The organism is Streptomyces sp. NPDC059787, from assembly GCF_042732315.1.
In the GTDB taxonomy this organism is placed as follows: Bacteria; Actinomycetota; Actinomycetes; order Streptomycetales; family Streptomycetaceae; genus Streptomyces; species Streptomyces atrovirens.
In genome coordinates, this window is sequence record NZ_JBHWHX010000037.1 from 1 (window position 1) to 23,107 (window position 23,107).

Below are 23,107 nucleotides of genomic sequence, written 5' to 3' on the forward strand. Positions count from 1 at the left end.
ACCGTACCCGCGCCCTACAGCACCCCCCCCACCCCAATCGGCTCCGCCGCCCGCCCCCCACCAACCGGCGGCCGGCCCGTCGGAAGTGTTGTCCGACGGCCCTCGCCCGTTTCGCGCGTCAGCTCCGTGACCGTCAGCCCCGGTGCGCCCCGGCGCCCGGCTGGGGGCGCTTGCTCCTGCTGCCGTTCGGCCACAGGCGTGGCTTCCGCTTCGCCCCGAGGTCCTCGACCCAGCCGACCGCGAGGACCATCAGGCCGATGAGCGGCCAGACCAGGGCGAACGTCCAGATCGTGTACGTGCTGTCGAGAGCGGCCGCCGCCCGCTCACTCTGCATGAACGGAAGCTTGTACAGCAGGTCGATGATCGGGAACGTCGCCATGATCAACATGTTGTGCCACAGATAGATGGTGACCGCCCGGTTGTTGGACAGGGTCACCAGCCTGTCCCAGTTCGCCAGGCGTCCGGGGAGCTCCCGCCACGACGGGGAGTACTGGAGCAGGATCACCACGAAACCGAACGACCAGGCGGCATCGGCCAGCGGGATGTCGTTGAGGTCCCAGCCCGAGGGGCCGAGGTGGCCCGAAGCCCACCACAGGCCGAAGGCCATCACCAGGGACGCGCAGGAGACGGAGACGTAGCGCGGGATCCGCTTCAGCATGCCGTCGTGATGGGCGAAGCCGAGGACCCAGCAACCGCCGTAGACCGCGAAGTCGGTGACCGCGTTGCCCAGCTCGCCGGGGATGGTCACCAGGCCGGTACCGACGATCGCCGTCAGGCCGAGCGGTGCGAGCAGGGTCGGCCAGGGGGCCCGCCGGAACAGCCAGAGCAACAGCGGCGACGCGAAGACGAACCACAGGTAGGCGCGCAGGTACCACAGCGGCCCGACCGTCTCCTCGGCCCAGGTGCTCTCCAGCGGGCCGATGACTCCGGCGTCCACCGGGTAGGGCGGGGCGCCGAACGGGAAGACGTAGTTGACCAGGCTGACCAGGCCCCAGACGCCGTCCTGGTCGGGGTCCTTCGAGGGGCTCCAGTGGGTCAGGAACAGCAGGACCAGGACGACCGCGCCGAACGCCCACATCGGCGGCAGCAGCCGGCGGACCCGCCCGCGGATCACGCCCCACGCCGGACGCTTCAGCGAACGCGCCATCAGCGAGCCCGCCAGCGCAAACATCACGCCCATCGACGGGAACAGCACCGACAGCCAGGCCCAGCCGAAGAGGTGGTACACCACGACGCGGACCAGGGCGATGGAGCGCAGCAGGTCCAGGTACCGGTCGCGGCCCGGCTTCCTGGACTCCGGGGCGGGCACGGGCTCGGTCGTGCGCTGCTGCGGGACGTCGGCGTGCGGCGTTCCGTACGGGCCCGCCGGTTCCGGGCTCACGCCCGTACCGGTCGTGTATCCGTGGGTCATGCCACGGGCCTCCGATCATCACTGCGCCGGCTCTGGCTCGGCACCGCTCCGGCGACGGGCGCCCCGACCACGCCGGTGCGGCGCAGCTTCTGCCAGCGCAGGCGGCCGCCGGTGAGCGCGGTGATCCAGGACTGGAGCAGCACGACGTACATGAGCTGGCGGTAGAGGATCTGCTGCAGTGGCAGCGAGATCAGGTGGGTCATGCGTTCGCGGTCGAGGCGGAAGGCGAAGGCCGCGCAGACCGCCTGGATGGCGAGGACGCCCAGCCACGCCGTGATCGTCTTCTGGGTCGGGCCGAAGACGATGCCGTAGAGCAGGAAGACGTCGATCAGCGGTGCCAGCAGCGGGGCCACGATCATGAACAGGGAGACGAAGGGCAGGCCGATGCGGCCGAAGCGGCCCGAGGGGCCCTTGTCGATCACCGCGCGGCGGTGCTTCCAGATGGCCTGCATGGTGCCGTACGACCAGCGGTAGCGCTGGGACCACAGCTGGCTGACGGACTCCGGGGCCTCGGTCCAGGCGCGGGCGTTCTCGGCGTAGACCACGCGCCAGCCGGCGCGGTGCAGCGCCATGGTGACGTCGGTGTCCTCGGCGAGCGTGTCCTCGCTCATGCCGCCGATGGGTTCCAGGGCGGAGCGGCGGAACGCGCCGACCGCGCCGGGGATGGTCGGCATGCAGCCGAGGATGTCGTACATGCGGCGGTCCAGGTTGAAGCCCATCACGTACTCGATGTGCTGCCAGGCGCCGATGAGGCTGTCCTTGTTGCCGACCTTCGCGTTGCCCGCCACCGCGCCGACCCTGGGGTCGCCGAAGGGCTGGACGAGTTCGCGGACCGTGGACGGTTCGAAGACGGTGTCGCCGTCCATCATCACGACGATGTCGTAACGGGCGTTGGCCAGGCCCCGGTTGAGCGCTGCCGGCTTGCCCGCGTTGAGCTGGCGGATCACCCGTACGTTGGGCAGGCCCATCGCCTCGACGATGCGGGCGGTGCCGTCGGTGGAACCGTCGTCGATGACGAGGACCTCGATCGGGTGCTCGCTCGCCATCAGGGAGTTGACGGTGTTCTCGATGCACTTGGCCTCGTTGTACGCCGGGACCAGCACCGTCACCGGTTCGTCGACCGGCGGGCCCCAGCGGAAGTTCTTCCGGCGGACCCGGCGGGCGTGGACGCCGGAGAGGAGGAGCATCAGGACGAAGCGGCCGATGACCAGGGTGCCGATGATCGCGAGGCCGACCACCAGGACGCCGGTGATGTTCTCCGAGGCCTGGACCAGGAAGATCCACGCCTTGCCCTTCCAGAGGTCGGCGCCGGTGACCGGGCTGTGCGCGCTGGGCGCGTCCAGGGCCTCGGTGAGGTTGTCGAACTCGTAGCCCTTGTCCTTGAGGCCGGGCAGGAACTTGTCGAGCGCCGCGACGGTCTGGCTGCGGTCGCCGCCGGAGTCGTGCATCAGGACGATGGCGCCCTTGCCGTGGTGCGGCGTGGCGCGGCGGATGATCTCGTCGACGCCGGGCCGCTTCCAGTCCTCGCTGTCGGTGTTGTTGACGATGGTGAGGTAGCCGCGGCTGCCGATGTACTGGGTGACCGGCCAGGACTCGTTGTCCATGGCCTCGGCGTAGGAGGAGTACGGCGGGCGGAAGAGCGAGGTGCGGATGCCGGCCGCGCCGGTGATCGCGAGCTGGTTCTGCGACAGCTCCCAGTCGATGCGCTTCTTGGACTGGAGGGCGAGGTCGGGGTGGTTGAAGGTGTGCAGGCCGACCTCGTGGCCCTCGTCGACCATGCGCTGGACGAGGTCCGGGTAGCGGGAGGCCATGGTGCCGGTGACGAAGAAGACCGCGTGCGCGTCGTGCTTCTTCAGCACGTCGAGCACCTTCGGGGTCCAGGTCGGGTCCGGGCCGTCGTCGAAGGTGAGGACGAGGCGGTGGTCGGGCACGCTCAGGCTCTGGACCTTGCCGGCGCGGGCGTCGATGACCGGGCCGCCCTCCAGTACTTCCTCCGGCACCTGGGTGGTGGGCGCGGGTTTCTGGATGCGGTGGTCGGCGAGGATCTCGCTGTGCACGTATCCGCGCAGCATGAGCATCGCCGCCAGGGCGACGAGGACGAGCACCGGGAGCAGCAGGCGCAGGGGTACGCGGCGACGCGGGGAGCCGCCACGGGCCTTGCGAGGAGGCCGGTGGCGGGGGGAGCGGGATGCCATCAGACGACGTTCTCCGGGGACTGTGCGGCGGGGGTGGTGGACGGGTCCGGCTGAGCGGCGGAGCCGTCGTCGGCGACGACCGGCTGGTCGGCGGGGGCACCGGCGAGGTTGTCGGTGCCGCCGGCCTCTCCGCCGCCCGTGGGGGCGGTCGTCACGGGGTCTGGGGTCTCCGACACCGGCTGGTCCGCGGGCGGTGTGCTCACGGTGTCGTCCGAGGGTGTGGAGGTGGTGTCGTCGTCACCGCCGGCGGCCGGGTTGGTGCTGTTCCGCTCGGTCGCCGGCGGTGTCGGGTCGGTGGCGTCCGGCTGGTTCCCGGTGCCGGTCCCGCCGCCCGTCGTGGGGGCGGTGGTGTCGGGCGCGGGCAGGGTCGGGGTGCCGGTGGTCGGCGTGCCGCCCGGGGCGAGGCCGGTGTCGGAGCCGGGTGTGGCGTCCGTCCCGGTGGGCTGTGGTGTCGTCTCGACCTGACCGGCGGGCTTGTCCTCCTGGCCGGGGACGGGCATCCAGGGGGCGTCGGAGTTGCCGGACAGCAGCGTGGCGACCATGACGACGGCGTAGCCGGCGCAGGCGAGGCCGACGGCCAGGCCGATACGGCGGTAGAGCCGGCTGCGGCGGCCGGACTCGTCGACGAACACGGGTCCGGCGGCGGCGTCCTGTCCGCCGCCCGCGTGGCGCGCGCGGCCCGGCGCACGGCGCAGTTCGAGGCCTTCCCCTATCTGCACGGAGTCGAGCTGGACCGTCACCTCGTGCGGGTCGTGGGTGGCCGCGGCGGAGTCGCCGGCCTCCTCCTGCCAGGGGTCACGGACGGGGGCGCGGGAGGCCGTCGGGGCGCCGGGGTTCGAGGAGGGGCGCAGGAACTCGGTCGGGGCGCCGGAGTCCGAAGAAGGGCGCAGGAACTCGGTCGGAGCGCCGGCGTCCGAAGAAGGGCGCAGGAACTCGGTCGGAGCGCCGGCGTCCGAAGAAGGGCGCAGGAACTCGGTCGGAGCGCCGGAGTCCGAAGAAGGGCGCAGGAACTCGGTCGGAGCGCCGGCTGCTCCGGGGGCGGACGACGGGTGCCCGGAAGCCGGCGGGAAGCCGGCTGCTCCAGGGGCCGACGACGGGCGTCGGGAGGCCGACGGGGAACCGGTCGCGCCTCGGTCGCCCGAGGAGCGTGCTCCGCCCTGCCGGGAGAAGGGGTCTGCCGGCTTGGTGCCGGGGGCGCCGCCCGACTGGCGGGGGACGCGCAGGGCGGTGGTGCGCTCGCTGTCCCAGGGAGCGTCCGGCCGGCTTTCGGACGGCGTGGTCCGGTGCGGCGCCGCGGGGCGCCCGGCGTTCCGGGGACCGTCCGCCGGGCTTTCGGACGGCGTCGTCCGACCCGGCGCCGCGGGGCCACGGGTGACGTCGGCCCGCGGCCCGGGCCGGGCGGGGGGCTCCGCGCGGTGAGGGGTGTCGGGCAGGACCTGGGTCTTGTCGTTGCCGCCGGGGAAGGCTCCGAGGCGGGCCCAGCGGTCCTCCAGGGAGCCGTGGCCGGCGTCGCGCACGCCCGTGTCGGCGGGCTTCTCTCCCAGGGGGAGGACCCTCGTCTCACGCAGGTCCTCGTCCTCGGCGTTCTTCTCGATCGCCGATGCGCCCTCGGACCGTTCCGGTTGGGCGTCTTCTCGCCATTCATCCACGCGCACGCACTTCCCCCCACAGGGCACTTACGGTGCGCGCGTACGACTCGAGCACCCGTCGGCGGACCGGGCCCCCACCCGCTCCGAGCGCCCCGTTTATCACACTGTGCTCGGGGACCGAATGTAGCGTACGTGGAGGTCCTGTGTTCCCGTGACGGCCGTTCGTATCAGGAGTGAGACATCACCGGCCCGCCATCACGACAATATCCCGGTCGGGCAACCATCCCCCGTCCGGCCGGCGCAGCCAGCCCTCCTCGGCGGCGATGACGGCCGCCGCCCGCCGCAGGGCGTCCAGAGCGGGATGAATTAGCCCTTTCCGCCACACCAGGGACACGGGTGACAGCGGAATCGGGTCCACGAGAGGGCGCAGCACCGTCGCGGGCAGTGGCGGAAAGTCGACCACAGCGAGGATCGGATGACGTGTCCTGGACATGATCCGCTGGAACTCCTCCTCCCCGACGGCCAGCGGCGCGGGCGGCGCGAGCGTGATCCCCCGCCCCTCGAACAGCGACCGCGCGAGGTCCGTCCACTCCGGCGTACGGGGGTTGCCGGCCCCGGCGTAGACCGTCTCGCCGGCGAGTGCGGCGAGCGGCACCTCGGTCAGTGCGGCCAGCGGGTGGTCCTCGGGCAGGACGACCGCCATCGGCTCGTGACGCACGGGCTGCTGGTCGAGTCCGGCCCGCAGCGCGGGGGCGAGGCCCGCGAACCGTCCGAACGACACGTCGAGCCGCCCCGCGAGCAGCTCCCCCGCGGCCCCGGTCAGTCCGCTCTCGTAGCGGGCCATCAGTTCGTGGGCGGGGGCGAGCTCGCGGGCCCGGTGGAGTACCCGGCGCGGGGTGGTGAGGCCCGGCGAGTTGAGGTCCACCAGCAGGGGCCGGGCCTGACCGGCGGCGGCGAGCAGGTCGTCCTGGGCCTGGAGCACCGCGCGGGCGTACGGCAGCAGGCGCTCGCCGTCGGCGGTCAGGGTCACCTGGCGGGTGGTCCGTACGAACAGCTCGCAGCCCAGCTCCCGTTCCAGTCGCCGTACGTCCCTGCTGAGCGCCTGCTGGGCGACGTAGAGGCGCGTGGCGGCCCGGGTGAAGTGCAGCTCCTCGGCGACGGTCACGAAGGCGCGCAGCAGGCGGGGGTCGAGGTGGGCGGGGGCGGGCATGCCGTGAATTTACAACACAGGTGCGTCAATCGGCGCCGGGAAGGTGTTGGACCGGCCGTACGACCGCGGGCGACGGTGGTGCCATGCCTCAGCCGACCTCCCGGGCCACCCGGGACACTCCCCTGCTCACGGTCACCGCCGACACCCTGGTCGCCGTCGACTTCGGCCCGCGCGGGCGGAGCGAGCCCCGCGCGAAGGGCCCGTACCGCCGTCTCTTCGCACTGCCCGGCGCCCGCGCGTTCACCGCCGGGAACCTGATCGCTCGGCTGCCGATGGGCATGTTCAGCGTGAGCGCGGTCGTGATGATCGCCGGGACTCGGGGCTCGTACGCCCTGGCCGGCGCCGTCACCGCGACGGGCCTGGCGGCGACGGCGGTGGTCGCGCCGTGGACCGCGCGCCTGGTCGACCGGTACGGGCAGGCCCGTGTCGCCCTGCCGGCCACGGTGTTCGCCGTGCTCGGCTCCCTCGCGCTGCTGCTCTGCGTGCGGTACGGCGCCCCGGACTGGACCCTGTTCGCCTCCTACGCCGCCACCGCCACCACCCCCAACACCGGCGGGATGTCGCGGGCCCGCTGGGCGCACCTGCTGAAGGGGGACGCCGAGGCCCTGCACACCGCGAACTCCTTCGAACAGGCCGCCGACGAACTGTGCTTCATGCTCGGCCCGGTGCTCGCGGCCTTCCTGTGCGGGACGTTGTTCCCGGAGGCGGGCACACTCGCGGGTGCCGTACTGCTGCTGACGGGCACCGTGCTGTTCACCGCCCAGCGGTCGACCGAGCCGCCCGCCGCACGGCGTTCCTCCGCGCGGGCGCCGTTCCGGTCACCCGGCATGCGACCGCTGCTGGTGGTCTGTCTCGCGACGGGCGCGGTGTTCGGCTCGCTGGAGGTCGTCACCCTCGCGTTCGCGGACGAACGGGGGCACCGCGCGGCGTCCGGCGCCGTGCTCGCGCTCCAGGCGGCCGGTTCCTGTGCGGCGGGGCTGCTGTACGGGGCGATACGCCCGGCGGGGTCCGCGCGGGCCCGGCTGCCGTGGTGCCTGGCCGCGATGGCCGCGCTGATGACCCTGCCGCTGCTCGCGGCCGGGCTCACCGGCTCGCTGGTGCTGCTGGCGGGGGCGCTGCTGGTCGCCGGGATGGCGACCGCCCCCACCATGGTCACCACCATGACCCTGGTCCAGCGGTACACGCCCCGGAGCCGGCTGAACGAGGGCATGACGCTCGCGGTGACCGGTCTGCTCGGCGGGATCGCCTGCGGCAGCGCGGCGGGCGGCTGGACGGTGGAGCACGTCTCGGCGACGGCCGGGTACGGCGTGCCGGTGGCGGCGGCCGCGATCGCCCTTCTCGTGGCCCTCTGCACCTTTGTCCTGTTCGGGCCGTCGAACCGCTCCACCGATTCCCTCCCGACCCATTGACGGGCACAGATCCCGCACATACCTTCACCCGTCGAAGCGCTTCGAAACCGCTTTCTGCATCCCCACGGACCATGCAGATGAGGACCCCCGATGGTGAAGATCACGGATGTGGCCCGGCGCGCCGGGGTCTCTCCCAGCACGGTCTCGTACGCGCTCAGCGGCAAGCGTCCGATCTCCGACGCGACCCGGCTCCGGGTGCAGGCGGCCGTACGCGAGCTGGGCTACCGCGCGGACGGCGGTGGCCGGGGCACGGCCGGCCACCGGTCGAAGGTGCTGGCCCTGGCGGTCCCGATGCGCTCCGGCGTCCACGTGCCGGTGGTCACCCAGTTCGCGGTGTCGGTGGTCACCGCGGCCCGCGCCCACGACCACGACGTGCTGATGCTCACCCAGGGCGAGGGCGAGGAGGGCCTCGGGCGCGTCGCGGAGACCCGGCTGGCGGACGGGGTGATCGTGATGGACGTACAGCTCCAGGACTCCCGGCTGCCGTTGTTGCGCGCGGGAGCCTTGCCGTCCGTGCTGATCGGCGTGCCCGCCGAGCCGGACGGGCTGACCTGTGTCGACCTGGATTTCCGGGCGGCCGGTGAGCTGTGCGTGGACCATCTGGCGCGGCTCGGGCACCGGACGGTGGCGCTGGTCGGCTCGCCGCCGGAGGTGTACGTGCGGCGGACCGCGTTCGCGCGGCGGCTGGTGGAGGGCTTCACGGCGGCCGCCGACCGGCACCGGCTCACCTCGGCCGTGCATCCGTGCGGGGCCGGCCGTGACGCCGCCCGCGCGATCGCCGAGCGGCTGGTGCGCGAGCTGCCGGCGCTGACGGGGGTGGTCGTGCACAACGAACCGCTGATCGATCCGCTGATCGACGCCTTCGAGGAGCTGGGGCTGAGCATCCCCGGCGATCTGTCCCTGACCGCCGTCTGTCCCTCTCCCGTCGCCGCGTCGGCCCGCACCCCGGTCACCTCGGTCGCCGTGCCGTCGGCGGAACTGGGCACCCGCGCGGTGCATCTGCTCGTACGGAAGCTGTCCGGCCTCCCCGTACCGGGGGCCACCCTGCTGCCACCCCGGCTGACAGAACGGGCGAGCACGGCACCGCGCGGGGCGTGACGGCCACGGTGCGGGTCCCGGTCCGACTCGCGGACGTCTCCGGGCCTTCCCCGGCTTTTCCCCCGGGACGCATGACAAAGGCCCCGCCGCCATGGAACGGACGAGCACGGCACCGCGCGGGATGTGACGGCCGCGGTGCGGGTCCCGGCCCCCGGGCTTCCCGGACCGCATGACAAAGGCCCCGCCGCTCGAAGCGACGGGGCCTGTGCCCACATGGGGTGGAGTGGAGATGGCGGGAATCGAACCCGCGTCCAACGGTGCGGAACCAGGGCTTCTCCGTGTGCAGTCGGCTGTGCTTTTCTCGGCCCCGGAGATCACGCCGACAAGTCTCCGACGGGCCCAGTCACTGTGTGGTTTCCCTCTTCACCCCGTGACCGGGATCAAGGTTTAGTCCCCTAGCTGATGCCAGGATCCGGGTCGGGAACATCCCCGGGCTGACACTCCCTTAAGTAGGGGAGCCGCTGCTCGCTACCTGAAGATCAGGCAGCGAGGGCGAGCTCGCCCTGGGAGACAGATCGCTTGGAATTGGCGATTATTTTTTTCGGCCTGTGGTTTACGAGATCATGGCCGCTTCCTCGACACGCTTCCCCTGCTTCGACAGCCGCTGTCGAAACCGATCATCCCCATGTTGATTTTTCAAGTCCCTCCGAGGAGGGGGCCCGCACCCGCTGTGGGGTGCTGTCGCCATCGTACGTGACCAACGCGGGTCGGTGCCAGCGTATTCCCCGGCACTCCGCGAGGGCCTACGCGCGCTGCTTCCTGCGGACCGCCGAGATCGCCCGCTCGGTCTCGCGCCGGTCCTGCTTCTCCCGGAGCGTCTGCCGCTTGTCGTACTCCTTCTTGCCCTTGGCCAGCGCGATCTCGACCTTCGCGCGGCCGTCCTTGAAGTACAGGGCGAGCGGCACGATGGTGTGACCCGTCTCCTGGGACTTGGACACCAGCTTGTCGATCTCCTCGCGGTGCAGCAGCAGCTTGCGCTTGCGCCGCGCGCTGTGGTTGGTCCAGGTGCCCTGGCTGTACTCCGGGACGTGCACGTTGTGCAGCCACGCCTCGTTGCCGTCGAGCTGGACGAAGCCGTCCACCAGCGACGCCCGTCCCTGGCGCAGGGACTTCACCTCGGTGCCGGTGAGAACCAGGCCGGCCTCGTAGGTGTCGATGATGAGGTAGTCGTGCCGCGCCTTCTTGTTCTGCGCGATCAGCTTGCGCCCTTTTTCCTTAGCCATAGTGCCGCCCATTTTCGCACTACGGAGGGGGTCGGCGGGAAGCCGATTATCGACGGTGCCCTACCGGCCGAGTCCGCTGAGGACCGTCTCGGCGCGCCGGAGGGCCTCTTCGTCGGCCTCCAGGTCGGGGGTGAGGCCGTGGCCGTCGACGCCGCGGCCGGAGGGGGTGCGGTAGTGGCCGACGGTCAGCTCGGCGACGGAGCCGTCGGGCAGCTCGGTCGGCATCTGGACCGAGCCCTTGCCGAAGGTGCGGGAGCCCACGACGACCGCCCGTCCGCGGTCCTGCAGGGCGCCGGTGAGGAGCTCGGCCGCGCTCATCGTGCCGCCGTCGACGAGCGCGACCAGGGGTCTGGTGGTGTCGCCGCCGGGCTCGGCGTGCAGGGCGCGCTGCTCGCCCTCGACGTCGTACGTGGCGACCAGGCCGCCGTCGAGGAAGGCGGAGGCGGCGGTGACCGCCTCGGCGACCAGACCGCCGGAGTTGCCGCGCAGGTCGAGGACGATGCCGGCGCCGGCCGGGGCCTGCCGTACGGCGGTGCGGACCTCGTCGCCCGATCCCTTGGTGAAGGCGCCGACCTCGACGACGGTCACCCCGGAGGCGAGCTCGCGGACGGTGACGGTGTCCCGGGACAGCCTGGCCCGGCGCACGGTCTCCTGCCACGCGCGCGTGCCGCGTTCCAGACCGAGCCGGACGGTGCTGCCGGCGGACTCGCCGGTGGTCTCGCCGCGCAGTAAGGAGACGACCTCCGTGACGGGCCGGCCGTCGACCTTCTCGCCGTCGACGCTGCGCAGACGGTCGCCCGCGCGGATCCCGGCGTCGGCGGCGGGCGTGTCGTCGCCCACCTTCGTCACCTCGATACGGCCCTCCCGCTCGCGGGCCCAGAGGCCGACGCCGGTGTACCGGCCGTCCAGGGCCTCCTCGAACTCCTCGTACTCGCCCGGGGAGTAGACGGCGGCCCAGCGGTCCCCGCTGCGGCTGACGGCCCGCTGGGCGGCCTCCAGGGGGGAGGTGCCGTCGGCGGCGGCCTCCTCGGCCGCCCTGGTGACATCGGCCTGGTGACCGACGGGAGCGGCCGGAGGGGTTCCCTCCGCCGTGGCCCCGCCGTCCGCCCCGGGGAGGTTGCCCGTGGCCGCGCCGGCGACGAGCACGCTCGCGAACACCAAGGTCAGGGCGGCCCCACGGCGGATGCGGCGGGGCTGACAGAACAGGGCACGACCTGACATGCCGGTGAGTCTAGGACAACGCGAAGGGGCGCACGGCCGGTTGGCCGCACGCCCCTCTTGGCAAGAGTCACACCTTGAGGTACTTGCGCAGCGCGAAGAACGCGGCCAACGCCGGCATCAGCAGACTGGTCGCGAGGATCAGCGGAAGCTTCGTCAGTACGGCGTCCCAGCCGATGAAGTTGATCAGGTTCAGCTTCTCCGACAGGGCCAGTCCGTTGTCGATGATGAAGTACCGGCCGAGCACCAGGAACCCGCACGCGAGGATGCCGCCGATGAGTCCGGCGACCGCGGCCTCCATGATGAACGGCGTCTGGATGTAGAAGCCGGAGGCGCCGACCAGGCGCATGATGCCGGTCTCGCGGCGCCGGCTGAACGCGGAGACGCGCACCGTGTTCACGATCAGCATCAGGGCGACGACCAGCATGAGCGCCATCATCGCGAGGGCGGCGATGTTCATGCCCTCCAGCAGCCCGAAGAGGTTGTCCAGGATGCCCTTCTGGTCCTGCACCGACTGCACGCCGTCCCGCCCGTCGAAGGCGGTCGCGATGACCTGGTACTTCTCCGGGTCCTTCAGCTTGATGCGGTACGACTCCTGCATCTGGTCCGGCGTCAGGGAACTGGCCAGCGGGGAGTCGCCGAACTGCTCCTTGTAGTGCTTGTACGCCTCGTCCTGCGACTCGTACGACACCGAGTCGACGACCGACATCTTCTCCAGGTCGGTCTTGATCTGACCCTTCTGGTCGTCGGTCACCGCGCCCTTGGCGCAGTTGGGGTCGGACTCGGCGTCAGCCTTGTTGCACAGGAAGATGGAGACGTTGACCTTGTCGTACCAGTAGCCCTTCATGGTGTTCACCTGGTCGTTCATCAGGAGCGACCCACCGAACAGGGCTAGCGACAGGGCAACGGAGACGACGACGGCGAAGGTCATCGTCAGGTTGCGGCGGAGACCGACGCCGATCTCCGACAGGACGAACTGGGCGCGCATGGCGTCTGATCAAGCCTTTCCGTGGAGCGTCAGTGCTGGTAGCCGTAGACGCCGCGTGCCTGGTCGCGGACGAGACGGCCCTTCTCCAGCTCGATGACGCGCTTGCGCATCTGGTCCACGATGTTCTGGTCGTGCGTCGCCATCACCACGGTGGTGCCCGTCCGGTTGATCCGGTCGAGCAGCTTCATGATGCCGACGGAGGTCTGCGGGTCGAGGTTGCCGGTGGGCTCGTCGCAGATGAGCAGCTTGGGCCGGTTGACGAAGGCCCGCGCGATGGCGACGCGCTGCTGCTCACCACCGGAGAGTTCGCCGGGCATCCGCTCCTCCTTGCCGCCGAGCCCGACGAGGTCGAGCACCTGCGGCACGGACTTGCGGATCTCACCGCGCGACTTGCCGATCACCTCCTGCGCGAAGGCGACGTTCTCGGCGACCGTCTTGTTGGGCAGCAGACGGAAGTCCTGGAACACGGTCCCCAGCTGGCGCCGGATCTGCGGCACCTTCCAGTTGGAGACGCGGGCGAGATCCTTGCCCAGAACGTGCACCTGTCCGTGGCTGGCCCGCTCCTCGCGGAGGATCAGCCGCAGGAAGGTGGACTTTCCGGAGCCGGAGGACCCCACGAGGAACACGAACTCGCCCTTCTCCACTTCCAGGGAGACATCCCTGAGTGCGGGGCGGTTCTGCTTGGGGTAGGCCTTGGACACGTTGTCGAATCGGATCACGGATGCACCACGGTTAGCCGGGGGTAGATGAGCGTGACCATACGCGAACCGGGTAGGCGTGCGCAGGCACCGGAGCCGTTGTGCTGGACTTACGCCCTTTTGTTCCAGCGCTGGGCCAGGGACAGCATCCTCAAGGGGCACGGGGAACTGCGCGAACAACCCCGACGGCGCCGCAGCCGCGAAATCCTCCGGCACCACCCCTCTGAGAGCGACCCGGCGCAGCTTCCGCAGGAACCTGGCACAGTGGAAGGGGAACGTTCGCGAGAAGGTGGGCGTTGTTCATCTGGAACCGGTGCGAGGAGGGCGAGCGCATGACGTACGACCGGCTGGTGTGCGCGAACTGCGCCGCGCCCGTGAGCGAGGGCCGGTGCCCGGTGTGCCGCGCGAACCGCGAGCGGCTGCAGCAGGAGAACTTCTTCGCGGGGCTGAACCCCATGACGCTGATCGCGCTGCTGGCGGTGCTGGTCGCGGCGGTGGCGCTGCTCGCCCACCAGACCGTCTGACGCCGGGTACGCAGGCACAAGCGAGGGCCCGGAGCGCGGTTGCGCTCCGGGCCCTTCGCCCTACGTCATGCGTACGGTGCGTACACGCGCGGCCACCGTCAGGCGGCGGCGCCGCCGCGGCCGGACATCATGCGCGGCAGCACCCGGAAGCCGATACCGCCGGCGATCATCGTGGCGGCGCCGATCAGCAGGAACGTGGTCTCGGCGGCACCGGTCTCGGCGAGCTCCTTGCCGTCGCCGCCCTGGGCCGAGGTGGCGTCGTCGCCGGTCTCGGTGAGGGCCGAGGAGCCCTGCTCCTGCGGAGAGGCGTCGTTGCCGCCGTCCGGGGTGGTGCCGGTGTTGTCGTCGTCACCGCCGGTGCCCGGGCTGGGCTCCTCTACGGGGTTCTCGCCGCCGGGCTGCTCGCCGCCGCCGGTGCCGTCGTCACCGCCACCGGTACCGTCGTCACCACCACCGGTACCGTCGTCACCACCACCGGTACCGTCGTCACCACCGCCAGTGCCGTCGTCGCCACCACCGGTACCGTCGTCACCGCCACCGGTGCCGTCGTCACCGCCACCGGTGCCGTCGTCGCCACCGCCAGTGCCGTCGTCACCGCCACCGGTGCCGTCGTCACCACCACCGGTACCGTCGTCACCACCACCGGTACCGTCGTCACCACCACCGGTACCGTCGTCACCGCCGCCAGTGCCGTCGTCGCCACCACCGGTGCCGTCGTCGGGGCAGGTCGGGTCGACCACGATGTCACAGTCGTCACCCGCGACGGTGACGCCGATGCTGAGGTCGAGCGCCGAAGCGGCACCCGCCGCCGACAGCGAGGCACCGGCCGCGATCACGGCGCCGGCCGCGATCCGAGCGACACGGATCCGCGTCTTCTTCGTCATATGGTTGCTACCCCCAGTAGCCGATCGTCAATGAGGCCGCGCTCGGGGCGGTGATCAACGGGGGTAACTGCGATGAAACGCCCCCCGGTTCACATGCGCCCCAGAGATACGCATGCCACGCTTCACCCTTCCCATTTTCCAAAAGAACGTCAAGGCCGTTGCGTACGCGATGTCCGCCTACGCGCGCTTTGCGGGAAAACGAAACTGTGAGTGTGATGTAAATCCCGGATGCCACCGGACGAAAAAGGCAACTGCCGTCCAAGTGACGGCAGTTGCCTTGTCGACAAATCGGCGTTCGCGCCGGGGGTTACTTCTCCTGCTGCTTGCGCCAGCGAATTCCGGCCTCCAGGAAGCCGTCGATCTCACCGTTGAACACGGACTCGGGGTTGCCGACCTCGTGCTCCGTGCGCAGGTCCTTGACCATCTGGTACGGGTGCAGCACGTACGAACGCATCTGGTTGCCCCAGGAGTTGCCGCCGTCGCCCTTGAGGGCGTCCATCTTGGCCTGCTCCTCCTGACGGCGCCGCTCCAGGAGCTTGGCCTGGAGGACGTTCATCGCGGTGGCCTTGTTCTGGATCTGGGAGCGCTCGTTCTGGCAGGAGACCACGATGCCGGTGGGGAGGTGGGTGAGCCGCACCGCGGAGTCGGTGGTGTTCACGCCCTGGCCGCCGGGGCCGGACGAGCGGTACACGTCCACCCGCAGCTCGGACTCGTCGATCTCGATGTGGTCGGTCTGCTCGACCACGGGGAGGATCTCGACGCCGGCGAAGGAGGTCTGGCGGCGGCCCTGGTTGTCGAAGGGCGAGATGCGCACCAGGCGGTGCGTGCCCTGTTCGACGGAGAGGGTGCCGTAGGCGTAGGGCGCCTGGACGGAGAAGGTGGTCGACTTGATGCCGGCCTCCTCCGCGTACGACGTCTCGATCAGCTCGGTCTTGTAGCCGTGCTGCTCGGCCCAGCGCAGGTACATGCGCTGGAGCTTCTCGGCGAAGTCGGCGGCGTCGACGCCACCGGCCTCCGCGCGGATGTTGACGAGCGCCTCGCGGGAGTCGTACTCGCCGCTGAGCAGCGTCCGGACCTCCATCTCGTCCAGCGCCTTCTTCACCGCGGCGAGCTCGGACTCGGCCTCCGCGCGGGTGTCCGGGTCGTCCTCCTCCTCGGCCATCTCGAAGAGCACGGAGAGATCGTCGATCCGGCCCCGGAGCGCCTCGGCCTTCCGCACCTCGGCCTGGAGGTGGGAGAGCTTGCTGGTGATCTTCTGCGCCTCGTCCGGGTTGTCCCACAGGGACGGCGCGGCCGCCTGCTCCTCGAGCACGGCGACATCTGCCCTCAGCTTGTCGAGGTCCAGAACGGCCTCGATCGACTCCATGGTCGAGGAGAGGGACTTGAGCTCTTCGGATACATCGACGACTGCCACGCCCTCCAGCGTAACGGCTCCGTCGACCGGCTCACGCAGGGTGGCGGGGGCGGGGTCCGCGCATCACCGGGCCGGGGCAGTCGGGGCAGGGTGGCTTCCGGGCGTGGGGCGGTCCTTTGTTTCGCCCCCGCCGCCCCTTCCCTTCCCGTCCCTGGGGGCTCCGCCCCCAGACCCCCTTGCGCGGTTCCCCGCGCCCCCCCGGGGGGGGGTCAGGGAGTGGCCGGGGCCGAGTTACGCGTGTCCTGGGGTGGGGTCGCGTCGTCCTCCGTCGTGGCCAGCCACGTGCCCACGCCCGCCGCCACGAGCACCGCTGCCGCCACCGCCAGGGTGAGCCGGCGGCGGCGGGTGACCGCCCGGTTGCGGGCGGAGCCCGGGCGGCGTGCGCCTGCCGCGCGGGGGGCGCGGGCCGTGCCCCGGGCGCCGCCGGCCAGCTCGTCGGGGGCCGGCACCCTCATCGACGTATGCGTGTCGCGGTTGGAGTCGGCCGGTTTCGCGCCCGGTACCAGCGGGACCGCGCCGCGGCGCCGCACCGGCTCCCCGGCGGCCGGGGCGGGCCCGGAGCGCTGGAGCTCCTCGTCCGTCTCCTCCGCGGGCTCGGTGTCCGGCTCGTCCACGTCCAGCGGCGGCATCCCCTCCAGCATCGGCAGCAGCTCCCGCAGCCGCGCGCCCAGCTCGGAGGCGCGCAGCCGGGACGCCGGGGCCTTCGCCAGGCACTGCACCAGCAGCTGCCACAGCTCGTCCGGGATGCCGGGGAGGGGGACGACCGTCTCGGTGACGTGACGGCGCAGCACCGCACCCGGGTGGCCGCCGCCGAACGGTGTGAAGCCGGCGAGCAGCTCGTACAGGACCGTGGCCAGCGCGTAGATGTCGACCGACGCGCGCGGGGGCAGGCCTTCGACGATCTCCGGGGCCAGGTAGTCGGGCGTTCCGATGATCTTCGTGGCGCGGGTGCGGCGCGGGGTGTCGATGAGTTTCGCCACGCCGAAGTCGGTGAGCAGGGCCCGGTGGGAGCCGCCGGGGCCGAGCGGGCCCTGCATGTCGAGCAGTACGTTCTCCGGCTTCACGTCCCGGTGCACGACCCCGGCCGCGTGGGCCGCCGCCAGCCCGTCGGCGATGTCGGCGACGATCGCCACGGCGGCCTCGGGGGCCAGCCTGCGTTCCCGGTCGAGGCGGGTGCGCAGGTCCGTGCCCCGGACGAGGTCCATGACGAGGGCGAGGTCGTTGCCGTCGACCACCAGGTCGCGTACGGAGACGACGTGCGGGTGCTCCAGACCGAGCAGCGCCGTCCGCTCCTGCACGAAGCGGCCGACGAGCTCCTGGTCCGAGGAGAGATCCTCACGCAGCAGCTTGATGGCGACGGGCCCGTCGGGGCCCTCGCCCAGCCACACCGTGCCGGCGCTGCCCCGCCCGAGGATCTGGTGGGCGGTGTACCGGCTGCCGATTCTCCGTGCCAAGACTGCTCCTACCGACGCGTGTTGTCGCCAAAGCTACGCGTCCGGGGCGCCGGCCTTCACAGTGGATCCGGAAATCAGCCCTCAGATGTCGACAAATCAGCAAACAGGCTCAGTTCGTCCCGGAGGGTACCGAGGGCTCGTCGGAGCCACCCAGGTCCTCGATCCAGCCCGTCACCGAGCCGAACCAGTCGCTGAGCTGGTCCCAGTAGCCCTTGCCGGTGCCGATCCAGTCCTGGAGCGGGCTCAGCTCCCAGATCAGCCAGCTCGCGACGAACAGGATGAGGACCGTGAACAGGCAGCCCTTCAGACAGCCCAGGCCGGGGATGCGCATCGGGTTGGCGCCGCGCTGCCGGGGCTGCCGCGGCTCCCGGACCGGACGCTGCGGCTCCGGCGGCGGGGGTGCGTACCGCTGCGGCTGGGGCTGCTGCCGGCGCTGCGGTTCCGGCGGCGGGGCGTACTGCTGCGGCGGGGGCTGCTGCGGGTAGCCGTACCCCGGTCCGGGCTGCTGCTGGGGCTGCGGGCGTCGCTGCTGCGGCTGCTGCGGCTGCTGGGGCCGGGCGACCTGCCGCTGGGGGCGGCGGCGCAGCGGGTCCTCGCTCGGGTCGAGGTACTGGACCTGGGTCTGCTCGTTGCGGTCGCGGGCCGCGCGGAGCTGGTTCTGCCAGGGGTGCGGGTCCTCCGGACCGGCACCGGGGCCACCGGGCTGTCCGGGCGGTACGGGGGGCATGACGGCCGTGGGGTCGGCGGCGCCCGCCGGGCCGCCGGTCTGCGGCAGGACGCTGGTCGCGCCGTTGGGGTCGTAGCCGCCCGCGTTGTGCGGCAGCACCTGCGTCGGGTCGGCGTCACCGGGCGCGCCGGGTACGGTCGCGGGCGCCGGGTCGGGGGCGAGGAGCGCGCCGACGTTCTCGACGGCGGCGATCTGCGCGGAGTTCGCGTGCACGCCGATGCCGTCGGCGACGACGCGCAGGCCGCGCGCGAGGTTCTCGGCGCTGGGCCGCTGGTCGGGGTCCTTGCGCAGGCAGCGCTCGATGACCGTCCACAGCGGGTCGGGGACCGTGGAGGGGCGGCGCGGTTCGGCGCTCAGGTGCTGGTGCAGCACCTCCAGGGCGGAGCCGCCGGAGAACGGCGGACGGCCGGTGACCAGCTCGTAGAGCAGGATGCCGGCGCCGTAGATGTCGACGGCGGAGGTCTGCGGGCGGCCCTCGGCGGACTCGGGCGCGATGTACGCGGGCGTGCCGACGAACTCGTGGGTGCGGGTCAGGCCCGGGGAGTCGGCGAGGCGGGCGATGCCGAAGTCGGTCAGCATCGGGTGCATCTCGCCGCCCTGCTGCTTGAGCAGGACGTTGGCGGGCTTCAGGTCGCGGTGCACCACGCCGTCGGCGTGGCTGGCGCCGAGCGCGTCGGCGATCTGCGCGGTGAGCAGGGCGGCGGCGACGGGGGTGAAGGGGCCGTTCTCGCGGAGGTGGCGGTGCAGGTCGGGGCCCTCGACGAGGTCCATGACCAGTGCCAGCAGATCGCCCTCGACGACCAGGTCCCGGACCCGGACGATGTTGGGGTGGGTGAGCCGGAGCAGGACGGACCGCTCGCGCAGGAAGCGCATCACGACGTCGGCGTCGTTGGCGAGCTCCTCCTTGAGGACCTTGATCGCGACGGTCTCGCCGGGCTGTCCTGGCACGGCCGCCTCGGCGCCCGCGGTCTCCCGCTGGCGGGCTCGCCAGACGGTCCCCGTGGCGCCGCGACCGAGCGGCTCCTCGAGGAGGTACTTGCTGCCAACCGGCCGCACGTCGCGCTCCCTGCTGCTTGCCTGGCGTACACCGTGGTCCACCGTGCTACGGAATGTTCCGACCCACTGTAGTGCCGCCGCGCTGGATACCGGCTGGTCGTCTTCGACGTGATCTCACGGTGATCTCACGGTGGGTCCTAGGTACCGGCTCCCGTCCGGGTTCGAAGGTTCCGGAGGTTCCGGATGTTCAGGAGGAAAGACGCTCGACCCGGTCCGCCGGTTGCCGCATGCCGGACGTGACCGATCTCAAGTGGGCCCGGAACGATCATTCGCTCCTCACTGGTCAGGCACTTTTGCGGGCAGAGCCGACCAATCAAGATCATTTGCTGCCGGAGGGCGGGCGCGTTGTCGGTGGCAGGTGCGAGGATGCGTGCAGTACTGGCCGTACGTGCGCGTGTGGCGGTGGGGGAAGTCCGCGGTGGGGGACCGCGGGGCGGTGGTGTCCCCCCGCGTCGCGGGCGCCCGCGCAGAAGGGACCGCTGACGGCGATGCAGATCCGGCTGACCGTCGTAGACCCGCTGGGCCCCTCCTCCCCCGCGCGGGAGCGGGCCGCGAGCTGCGACGTGCTGGTCACGGCGCCCGCGGGCACGGCCCTGGCCGCGGTCGCCTCCGCGCTGGCCTCGGTGGTCTCCGGCGGTGACGGCTCGTCCGGCTCACCGGTGCTGTACGCCGGTGAGCAGCGGCTCGACGCCCAGCGCTGCACGCTGGGCGAGCCGCCGCTGATCGACGGCGCGGTGCTGGCCGTGGGCGCCCCCGGCGAGCCCGAGCCGCATCCCGAGCTGGACGAGGCCCCGACCCGGCTGCACGTCGTCGCCGGTCCCGACGCGGGCGGGGTGCACCTGCTGCACGGCGGCGAGATCCGCATAGGCCGTTCCGCCGACGCCGACGTGCCGCTCGACGACCCGGACGTCTCCCGGCTGCACTGCGCCGTGACGGTCGCCCCGGACGGCGGCGTCTCGGTCGCCGACCTCGACTCCACCAACGGCACGACCCTGGACGGCCGGCGCGTGGGCCACCGCCCGGTCCGCCTCGCCCCGGGCGCGCTCCTGCGCATCGGCGAGTCGGCCCTGCGCCTGACCCCGGCGGCGGGTCCCTCCGCGCGAGCGGCCACGACACCGGACGGCGAGGGACACGTACGGGTGCCGCCGCCCCCGGCCGGGCAGGCCGACGACGAGGACGCCCATGCGCGCGTGACGGCGCCGACGGCCCCCACCCACCACGCCCACGGCGCGGTCGGCTGGGCCGTGCCGGCACCGGACGCACAGGACGCACAGGGCGTACGGGAGGCGCCGGACACGGCGCGGTGGGACAGCGCGGGCGAACCGCCGCGGGTGCCGGGGCAGGGCCGCGCCCCCGGGATCGAGCGCACCGGCACCGCTCCCGGGAGACGCGCGGTGCACACGGTCACCCGGGGAGACGTGCCCCGCCTTCCCCAGGGCCGCCGCGTGTCGCGGCCGCTGCCCGCCGACGGGGACACGCACGCGGGGCGCTCCGGCGTGGGCGCGCGCGGTGCGGGCCCCGGCGCCGCCGACCGCTCCGCCGACCTCTTTGCCGGGACGGCTCCCGAAGGGGGCCGGGGCGAGGAGGCCCGGGGCGAGACGGCCGGGGACGCCGCTCCCGGTCGCGGCGCCGCCGGGACGGCCGCCCCGGCGTCCGGCCGGACGCCCGGCGGCGCACCCGGCCGCCTCACCGGCCCGACCACCGGGCCCGCCACCGGCCACATGCCCGGCGGGGTGCCTTCCACCCCGCGCGAGGAGTTCCCGGGCACCCGCAAGGGCACCCCCGTGCGCGGCACCGACCTCCCCCAGCCGACGGGCGGGCGCAGACGCGGCGGGCTCACCGCCTGGGCCCGGCGGCTGACCGGCGGGCGGCAGGAACCGGAGGCCGCGTGGGCCGCCCACGGCGAGGAGGGCTCCGACGCCGCGCCCGGCCCGGGCGCGACCGCCCCCGTCGTGCCCGAGACCTGGCCGGACCCCGCCACGCTGCTGCTGACCGCGCTCGGCCCCGGCCCCCGGTTGTGGGAGCGCGGGCCGGGTCACCCGGAGGCCCTCGCGGTACGGCTCGGTACGGCGGACCGGCCGGCGCCGGACGGCTCGGGTCTGCTGCCCGCCGTACCGGTGACCTCGGGGCTGCGCGAGGTCGGCGCGCTGGGGCTGGCCGGCCCGCGTGAGCGGCTCGCCGGGCTGGCCCGCGCGGTGCTCGCCCAGCTCGCCGCGCTGCACTCCCCCGACTCCCTGGAGATCGTCCTGATCGCCGCGGACCACTCCCGCCCCCTGGCGGAGCGCACCGCCGAGTGGTCCTGGCTGGGCTGGCTGCCGCACGTACGCCCGGGGCACGGCCAGGACTGCCGCCTGCTCCTCGCGCACGACCACGAGCAGGCCACGGCCCGCGCCGAGGAACTGCTGCGCCGGCTGGCGGACCACGACCACGCGGCCCCCCGCATATCCGGCGGCGAAGGGCCGCACACCGTGGTCGTCGTGGACGGCGACCCGGGCGGCCCCGAGGTGCGCGAGGCCGTGGCCCGGCTGACCCTGGAGGGCTCGCGGGCCGGCATCCACGTGGTGTGCCTCGCCGAGACGGCCGCCTCCTCCCCCGCGTCCCCGGTGACGGAGACGTACGAGGCGGCCTGCGCGGTGGCGCCGACGTTCCGGCGGTGCGGGGCCGTCGCCCTGCTCAGCGGGGACGTGGCGACCACCCTGCGGCTGCTGCGGGTCGCCGGGACGGGCCCCGTCGGCCACGGCACCCTCGCCACGGTCGACGCGGTCTCCCCCGCCTGGGCCGAGCGGTTCGCGCGGGCGCTCGCACCGCTGCGCACGGACGGCGCCGGCGGGAACCGGCACGCGCGCGTGTCGGCGCCGCTGCCCCGGTCGGCGCGGCTCCTCGACGAACTGGGCCTGGCCCGGGCCACCCCGGCGTCGCTGATGGCCCGCTGGGCGGACGCGGCCGACGACACCCAGGCGCTCGGCGGACGCGTCACCGCCGTACTGGGCGCCGGTCCGCGCGGCCCGGTCACCGCCGACCTCGCCGCCGACGGACCGCATCTGCTGGTCGAGGGGCCGTCCGGCAGCGGTCGTACGGAGCTGCTGCGGGCGGTCGTCGCCTCGCTGGCCGCCGCCGAGCGTCCCGACCGGCTGGGCATCGTGCTGGTCGACGGCCGGGGCGTGCCCACGACGGGCGACGCGCCCGGCGAGGGCCTGCGTGTCTGTACGGACGTACCGCATGTCACCACGCACCTGTGCGCCAACGACCCGGTGCGGATGCGGGAGTTCGCGCAGTCCCTGAGCGCCGAGCTGAAGCGGCGCGCGGAGCTGCTGGGCCGGTCGGACTTCGCGGAGTGGCACACCGGACGGGAGCTGTCGGACCGTATGGTCGCCCAGCGCACGGCGGTCGCGTCCCGCGCGGAGCAGAACGGGGACCTCGACACCCCGCCCAGTTCGACGCTGCGGCTGCGGCCGGGGGCGAACCGGCGCAAGACGGGGGCCGCGCCGCCGCTGCCCCGGCTGGTGGTGGTCGTGGACGACCTGGACGCGCTCGTGTCCCCGGCGCTCGGCTCGCCCGGGCGGCCCGCCGCCGGATCGGTGATGCGGGCGCTGGAGGCGGTGGCGCGGGACGGTGAGCGGCTGGGCGTGCATCTGGTGGTGGCCACCGGGCCCTGCGCCCGTACGGCGCAGAGCGAGCCGGTACGGCGGGCGTCGCTGCGGGTCGCGCTCGACGCGGTGGTGCCGGGGGGCGGGCCGGAGGAGCCTGCGCCGGGGCGGGGGCGGGTGGTCCGGCCGGACGGGCGGGAGACGGCGTTCCAGGGGGGCCGGGTGACCGGTCGTATTCCGCGGACGGCGACCCTGCGGCCGACGGTCGTGCCTCTGGAGTGGCACCGCATGGGTGATCCGCCGGCCCGCCGGCAGGTTCGCGAACTCGGTAACGGGCCCACCGATCTGGCCCTGCTCGCCAGCGCGTTGGAGCGGGCGGCCCGTCAGGTCGCGGCGGCGGAGGTGCCGTCGCTGCTCTGATC

Annotated in this window: 16 protein-coding genes and 1 other RNA gene; 4 read left to right on the forward strand and 13 right to left on the reverse strand. The window is 72.9% G+C overall.

From position 1 onward, the window contains the following. Positions 1–133 precede the first annotated feature (133 nt). The 4 genes from ACFV5H_RS28220 to ACFV5H_RS28235 all read right to left on the reverse strand — a co-directional run bounded on the left by ACFV5H_RS28220 (position 134) and on the right by ACFV5H_RS28235 (position 6,405). Positions 134–1,411, reverse strand: a complete 1,278-nt coding sequence (locus tag ACFV5H_RS28220) for an acyltransferase (RefSeq protein ID WP_385055232.1) — start codon at positions 1,409–1,411, stop codon at positions 134–136. After that, positions 1,408–3,606 (reverse strand): polysaccharide deacetylase family protein, encoded by a 2,199-nt coding sequence (locus ACFV5H_RS28225; RefSeq protein WP_385055234.1) that lies wholly within the window; start codon positions 3,604–3,606, stop codon positions 1,408–1,410. The genes ACFV5H_RS28220 and ACFV5H_RS28225 overlap by 4 nt, the downstream gene beginning before the upstream one ends. Next, on the reverse strand, positions 3,606–5,255 hold the full coding sequence (locus tag ACFV5H_RS28230) for a hypothetical protein (RefSeq protein WP_385197806.1): 1,650 nt from the start codon (positions 5,253–5,255) through the stop codon (positions 3,606–3,608). The genes ACFV5H_RS28225 and ACFV5H_RS28230 overlap by 1 nt, the downstream gene beginning before the upstream one ends. A 181-nt stretch (positions 5,256–5,436) precedes the next feature. Beyond that, a complete protein-coding gene (locus tag ACFV5H_RS28235; protein WP_385055238.1) occupies positions 5,437–6,405 on the reverse strand; it encodes a LysR family transcriptional regulator in 969 nt (322 codons plus the stop codon). Between the two features lie 83 nt (positions 6,406–6,488). Between ACFV5H_RS28235 and ACFV5H_RS28240 the strand changes: the two genes are divergently transcribed. Both ACFV5H_RS28240 and ACFV5H_RS28245 read left to right on the forward strand, forming a co-directional pair. Then, on the forward strand, positions 6,489–7,814 hold the full coding sequence (locus ACFV5H_RS28240) for an MFS transporter (protein ID WP_385197808.1): 1,326 nt from the start codon (positions 6,489–6,491) through the stop codon (positions 7,812–7,814). A 90-nt stretch (positions 7,815–7,904) separates the two neighbouring features. Further along, on the forward strand, positions 7,905–8,912 hold the full coding sequence (locus ACFV5H_RS28245) for a LacI family DNA-binding transcriptional regulator (RefSeq protein WP_385197810.1): 1,008 nt from the start codon (positions 7,905–7,907) through the stop codon (positions 8,910–8,912). Between the two features lie 221 nt (positions 8,913–9,133). Here the strand turns inward: ACFV5H_RS28245 and ssrA are convergent. The 5 genes from ssrA to ftsE all read right to left on the reverse strand — a co-directional run bounded on the left by ssrA (position 9,134) and on the right by ftsE (position 13,060). Beyond that, positions 9,134–9,537, reverse strand: a transfer-messenger RNA (tmRNA) gene (gene ssrA / locus ACFV5H_RS28250). Between the two features lie 118 nt (positions 9,538–9,655). Then, positions 9,656–10,135, reverse strand: coding sequence for an SsrA-binding protein SmpB (smpB, locus tag ACFV5H_RS28255; protein WP_385055247.1), 480 nt, complete (start codon positions 10,133–10,135; stop codon positions 9,656–9,658). A gap of 60 nt (positions 10,136–10,195) precedes the next feature. Continuing rightward, positions 10,196–11,356, reverse strand: coding sequence for a S41 family peptidase (locus ACFV5H_RS28260; protein WP_385197812.1), 1,161 nt, complete (start codon positions 11,354–11,356; stop codon positions 10,196–10,198). 67 nt (positions 11,357–11,423) lie between these two features. Then, positions 11,424–12,341, reverse strand: coding sequence for a permease-like cell division protein FtsX (gene ftsX / locus ACFV5H_RS28265; protein WP_385055254.1), 918 nt, complete (start codon positions 12,339–12,341; stop codon positions 11,424–11,426). A 29-nt stretch (positions 12,342–12,370) separates the two neighbouring features. Then, the gene (ftsE, locus tag ACFV5H_RS28270; protein ID WP_030868506.1) at positions 12,371–13,060 is read right to left on the reverse strand and encodes a cell division ATP-binding protein FtsE; all 690 of its coding nucleotides are present in this window, start codon (positions 13,058–13,060) and stop codon (positions 12,371–12,373) included. A gap of 311 nt (positions 13,061–13,371) precedes the next feature. Here ftsE and ACFV5H_RS28275 point away from each other — a divergent pair, with 311 nt between their 5' ends. Further along, complete coding sequence (locus tag ACFV5H_RS28275; RefSeq protein WP_073932041.1) at positions 13,372–13,563, forward strand: hypothetical protein; 192 nt, start codon at positions 13,372–13,374, stop codon at positions 13,561–13,563. Between the two features lie 98 nt (positions 13,564–13,661). Here the strand turns inward: ACFV5H_RS28275 and ACFV5H_RS28280 are convergent, their stop codons facing one another. The 4 genes from ACFV5H_RS28280 to ACFV5H_RS28295 all read right to left on the reverse strand — a co-directional run bounded on the left by ACFV5H_RS28280 (position 13,662) and on the right by ACFV5H_RS28295 (position 19,098). After that, complete coding sequence (locus tag ACFV5H_RS28280) at positions 13,662–14,447, reverse strand: LPXTG cell wall anchor domain-containing protein (RefSeq protein ID WP_385197814.1); 786 nt, start codon at positions 14,445–14,447, stop codon at positions 13,662–13,664. A gap of 307 nt (positions 14,448–14,754) precedes the next feature. Beyond that, positions 14,755–15,861, reverse strand: coding sequence for a peptide chain release factor 2 (gene prfB / locus ACFV5H_RS28285; RefSeq protein ID WP_385055260.1), 1,107 nt, complete (start codon positions 15,859–15,861; stop codon positions 14,755–14,757). 209 nt (positions 15,862–16,070) lie between these two features. Then, positions 16,071–17,315 (reverse strand): serine/threonine-protein kinase, encoded by a 1,245-nt coding sequence (locus ACFV5H_RS28290; protein WP_385197816.1) that lies wholly within the window; start codon positions 17,313–17,315, stop codon positions 16,071–16,073. 109 nt (positions 17,316–17,424) lie between these two features. Further along, on the reverse strand, positions 17,425–19,098 hold the full coding sequence (locus ACFV5H_RS28295; RefSeq protein ID WP_385197818.1) for a serine/threonine-protein kinase: 1,674 nt from the start codon (positions 19,096–19,098) through the stop codon (positions 17,425–17,427). Positions 19,099–19,586: 488 nt separating this feature from the next. Between ACFV5H_RS28295 and ACFV5H_RS28300 the strand changes: the two genes are divergently transcribed. After that, a complete protein-coding gene (locus tag ACFV5H_RS28300; RefSeq protein WP_385197820.1) occupies positions 19,587–23,105 on the forward strand; it encodes an FHA domain-containing protein in 3,519 nt (1,172 codons plus the stop codon). Positions 23,106–23,107 lie beyond the last annotated feature (2 nt).

Coding starts and splice junctions, on each gene's coding strand:
- smpB (WP_385055247.1), bottom strand. CDS start 10,135: ATGGCTAAGGAAAAAGGGCGCAAGCTGATCGCGCAGAACAAGAAGGCG.
- ACFV5H_RS28275 (WP_073932041.1), top strand. CDS start 13,372: ATGACGTACGACCGGCTGGTGTGCGCGAACTGCGCCGCGCCCGTGAGC.
- ACFV5H_RS28260 (WP_385197812.1), bottom strand. CDS start 11,356: ATGTCAGGTCGTGCCCTGTTCTGTCAGCCCCGCCGCATCCGCCGTGGG.
- ACFV5H_RS28235 (WP_385055238.1), bottom strand. CDS start 6,405: ATGCCCGCCCCCGCCCACCTCGACCCCCGCCTGCTGCGCGCCTTCGTG.
- ACFV5H_RS28225 (WP_385055234.1), bottom strand. CDS start 3,606: ATGGCATCCCGCTCCCCCCGCCACCGGCCTCCTCGCAAGGCCCGTGGC.
- ACFV5H_RS28220 (WP_385055232.1), bottom strand. CDS start 1,411: ATGACCCACGGATACACGACCGGTACGGGCGTGAGCCCGGAACCGGCG.
- ftsX (WP_385055254.1), bottom strand. CDS start 12,341: ATGCGCGCCCAGTTCGTCCTGTCGGAGATCGGCGTCGGTCTCCGCCGC.
- ACFV5H_RS28245 (WP_385197810.1), top strand. CDS start 7,905: ATGGTGAAGATCACGGATGTGGCCCGGCGCGCCGGGGTCTCTCCCAGC.
- ACFV5H_RS28300 (WP_385197820.1), top strand. CDS start 19,587: ATGCAGATCCGGCTGACCGTCGTAGACCCGCTGGGCCCCTCCTCCCCC.
- ACFV5H_RS28280 (WP_385197814.1), bottom strand. CDS start 14,447: ATGACGAAGAAGACGCGGATCCGTGTCGCTCGGATCGCGGCCGGCGCC.
- ACFV5H_RS28240 (WP_385197808.1), top strand. CDS start 6,489: ATGCCTCAGCCGACCTCCCGGGCCACCCGGGACACTCCCCTGCTCACG.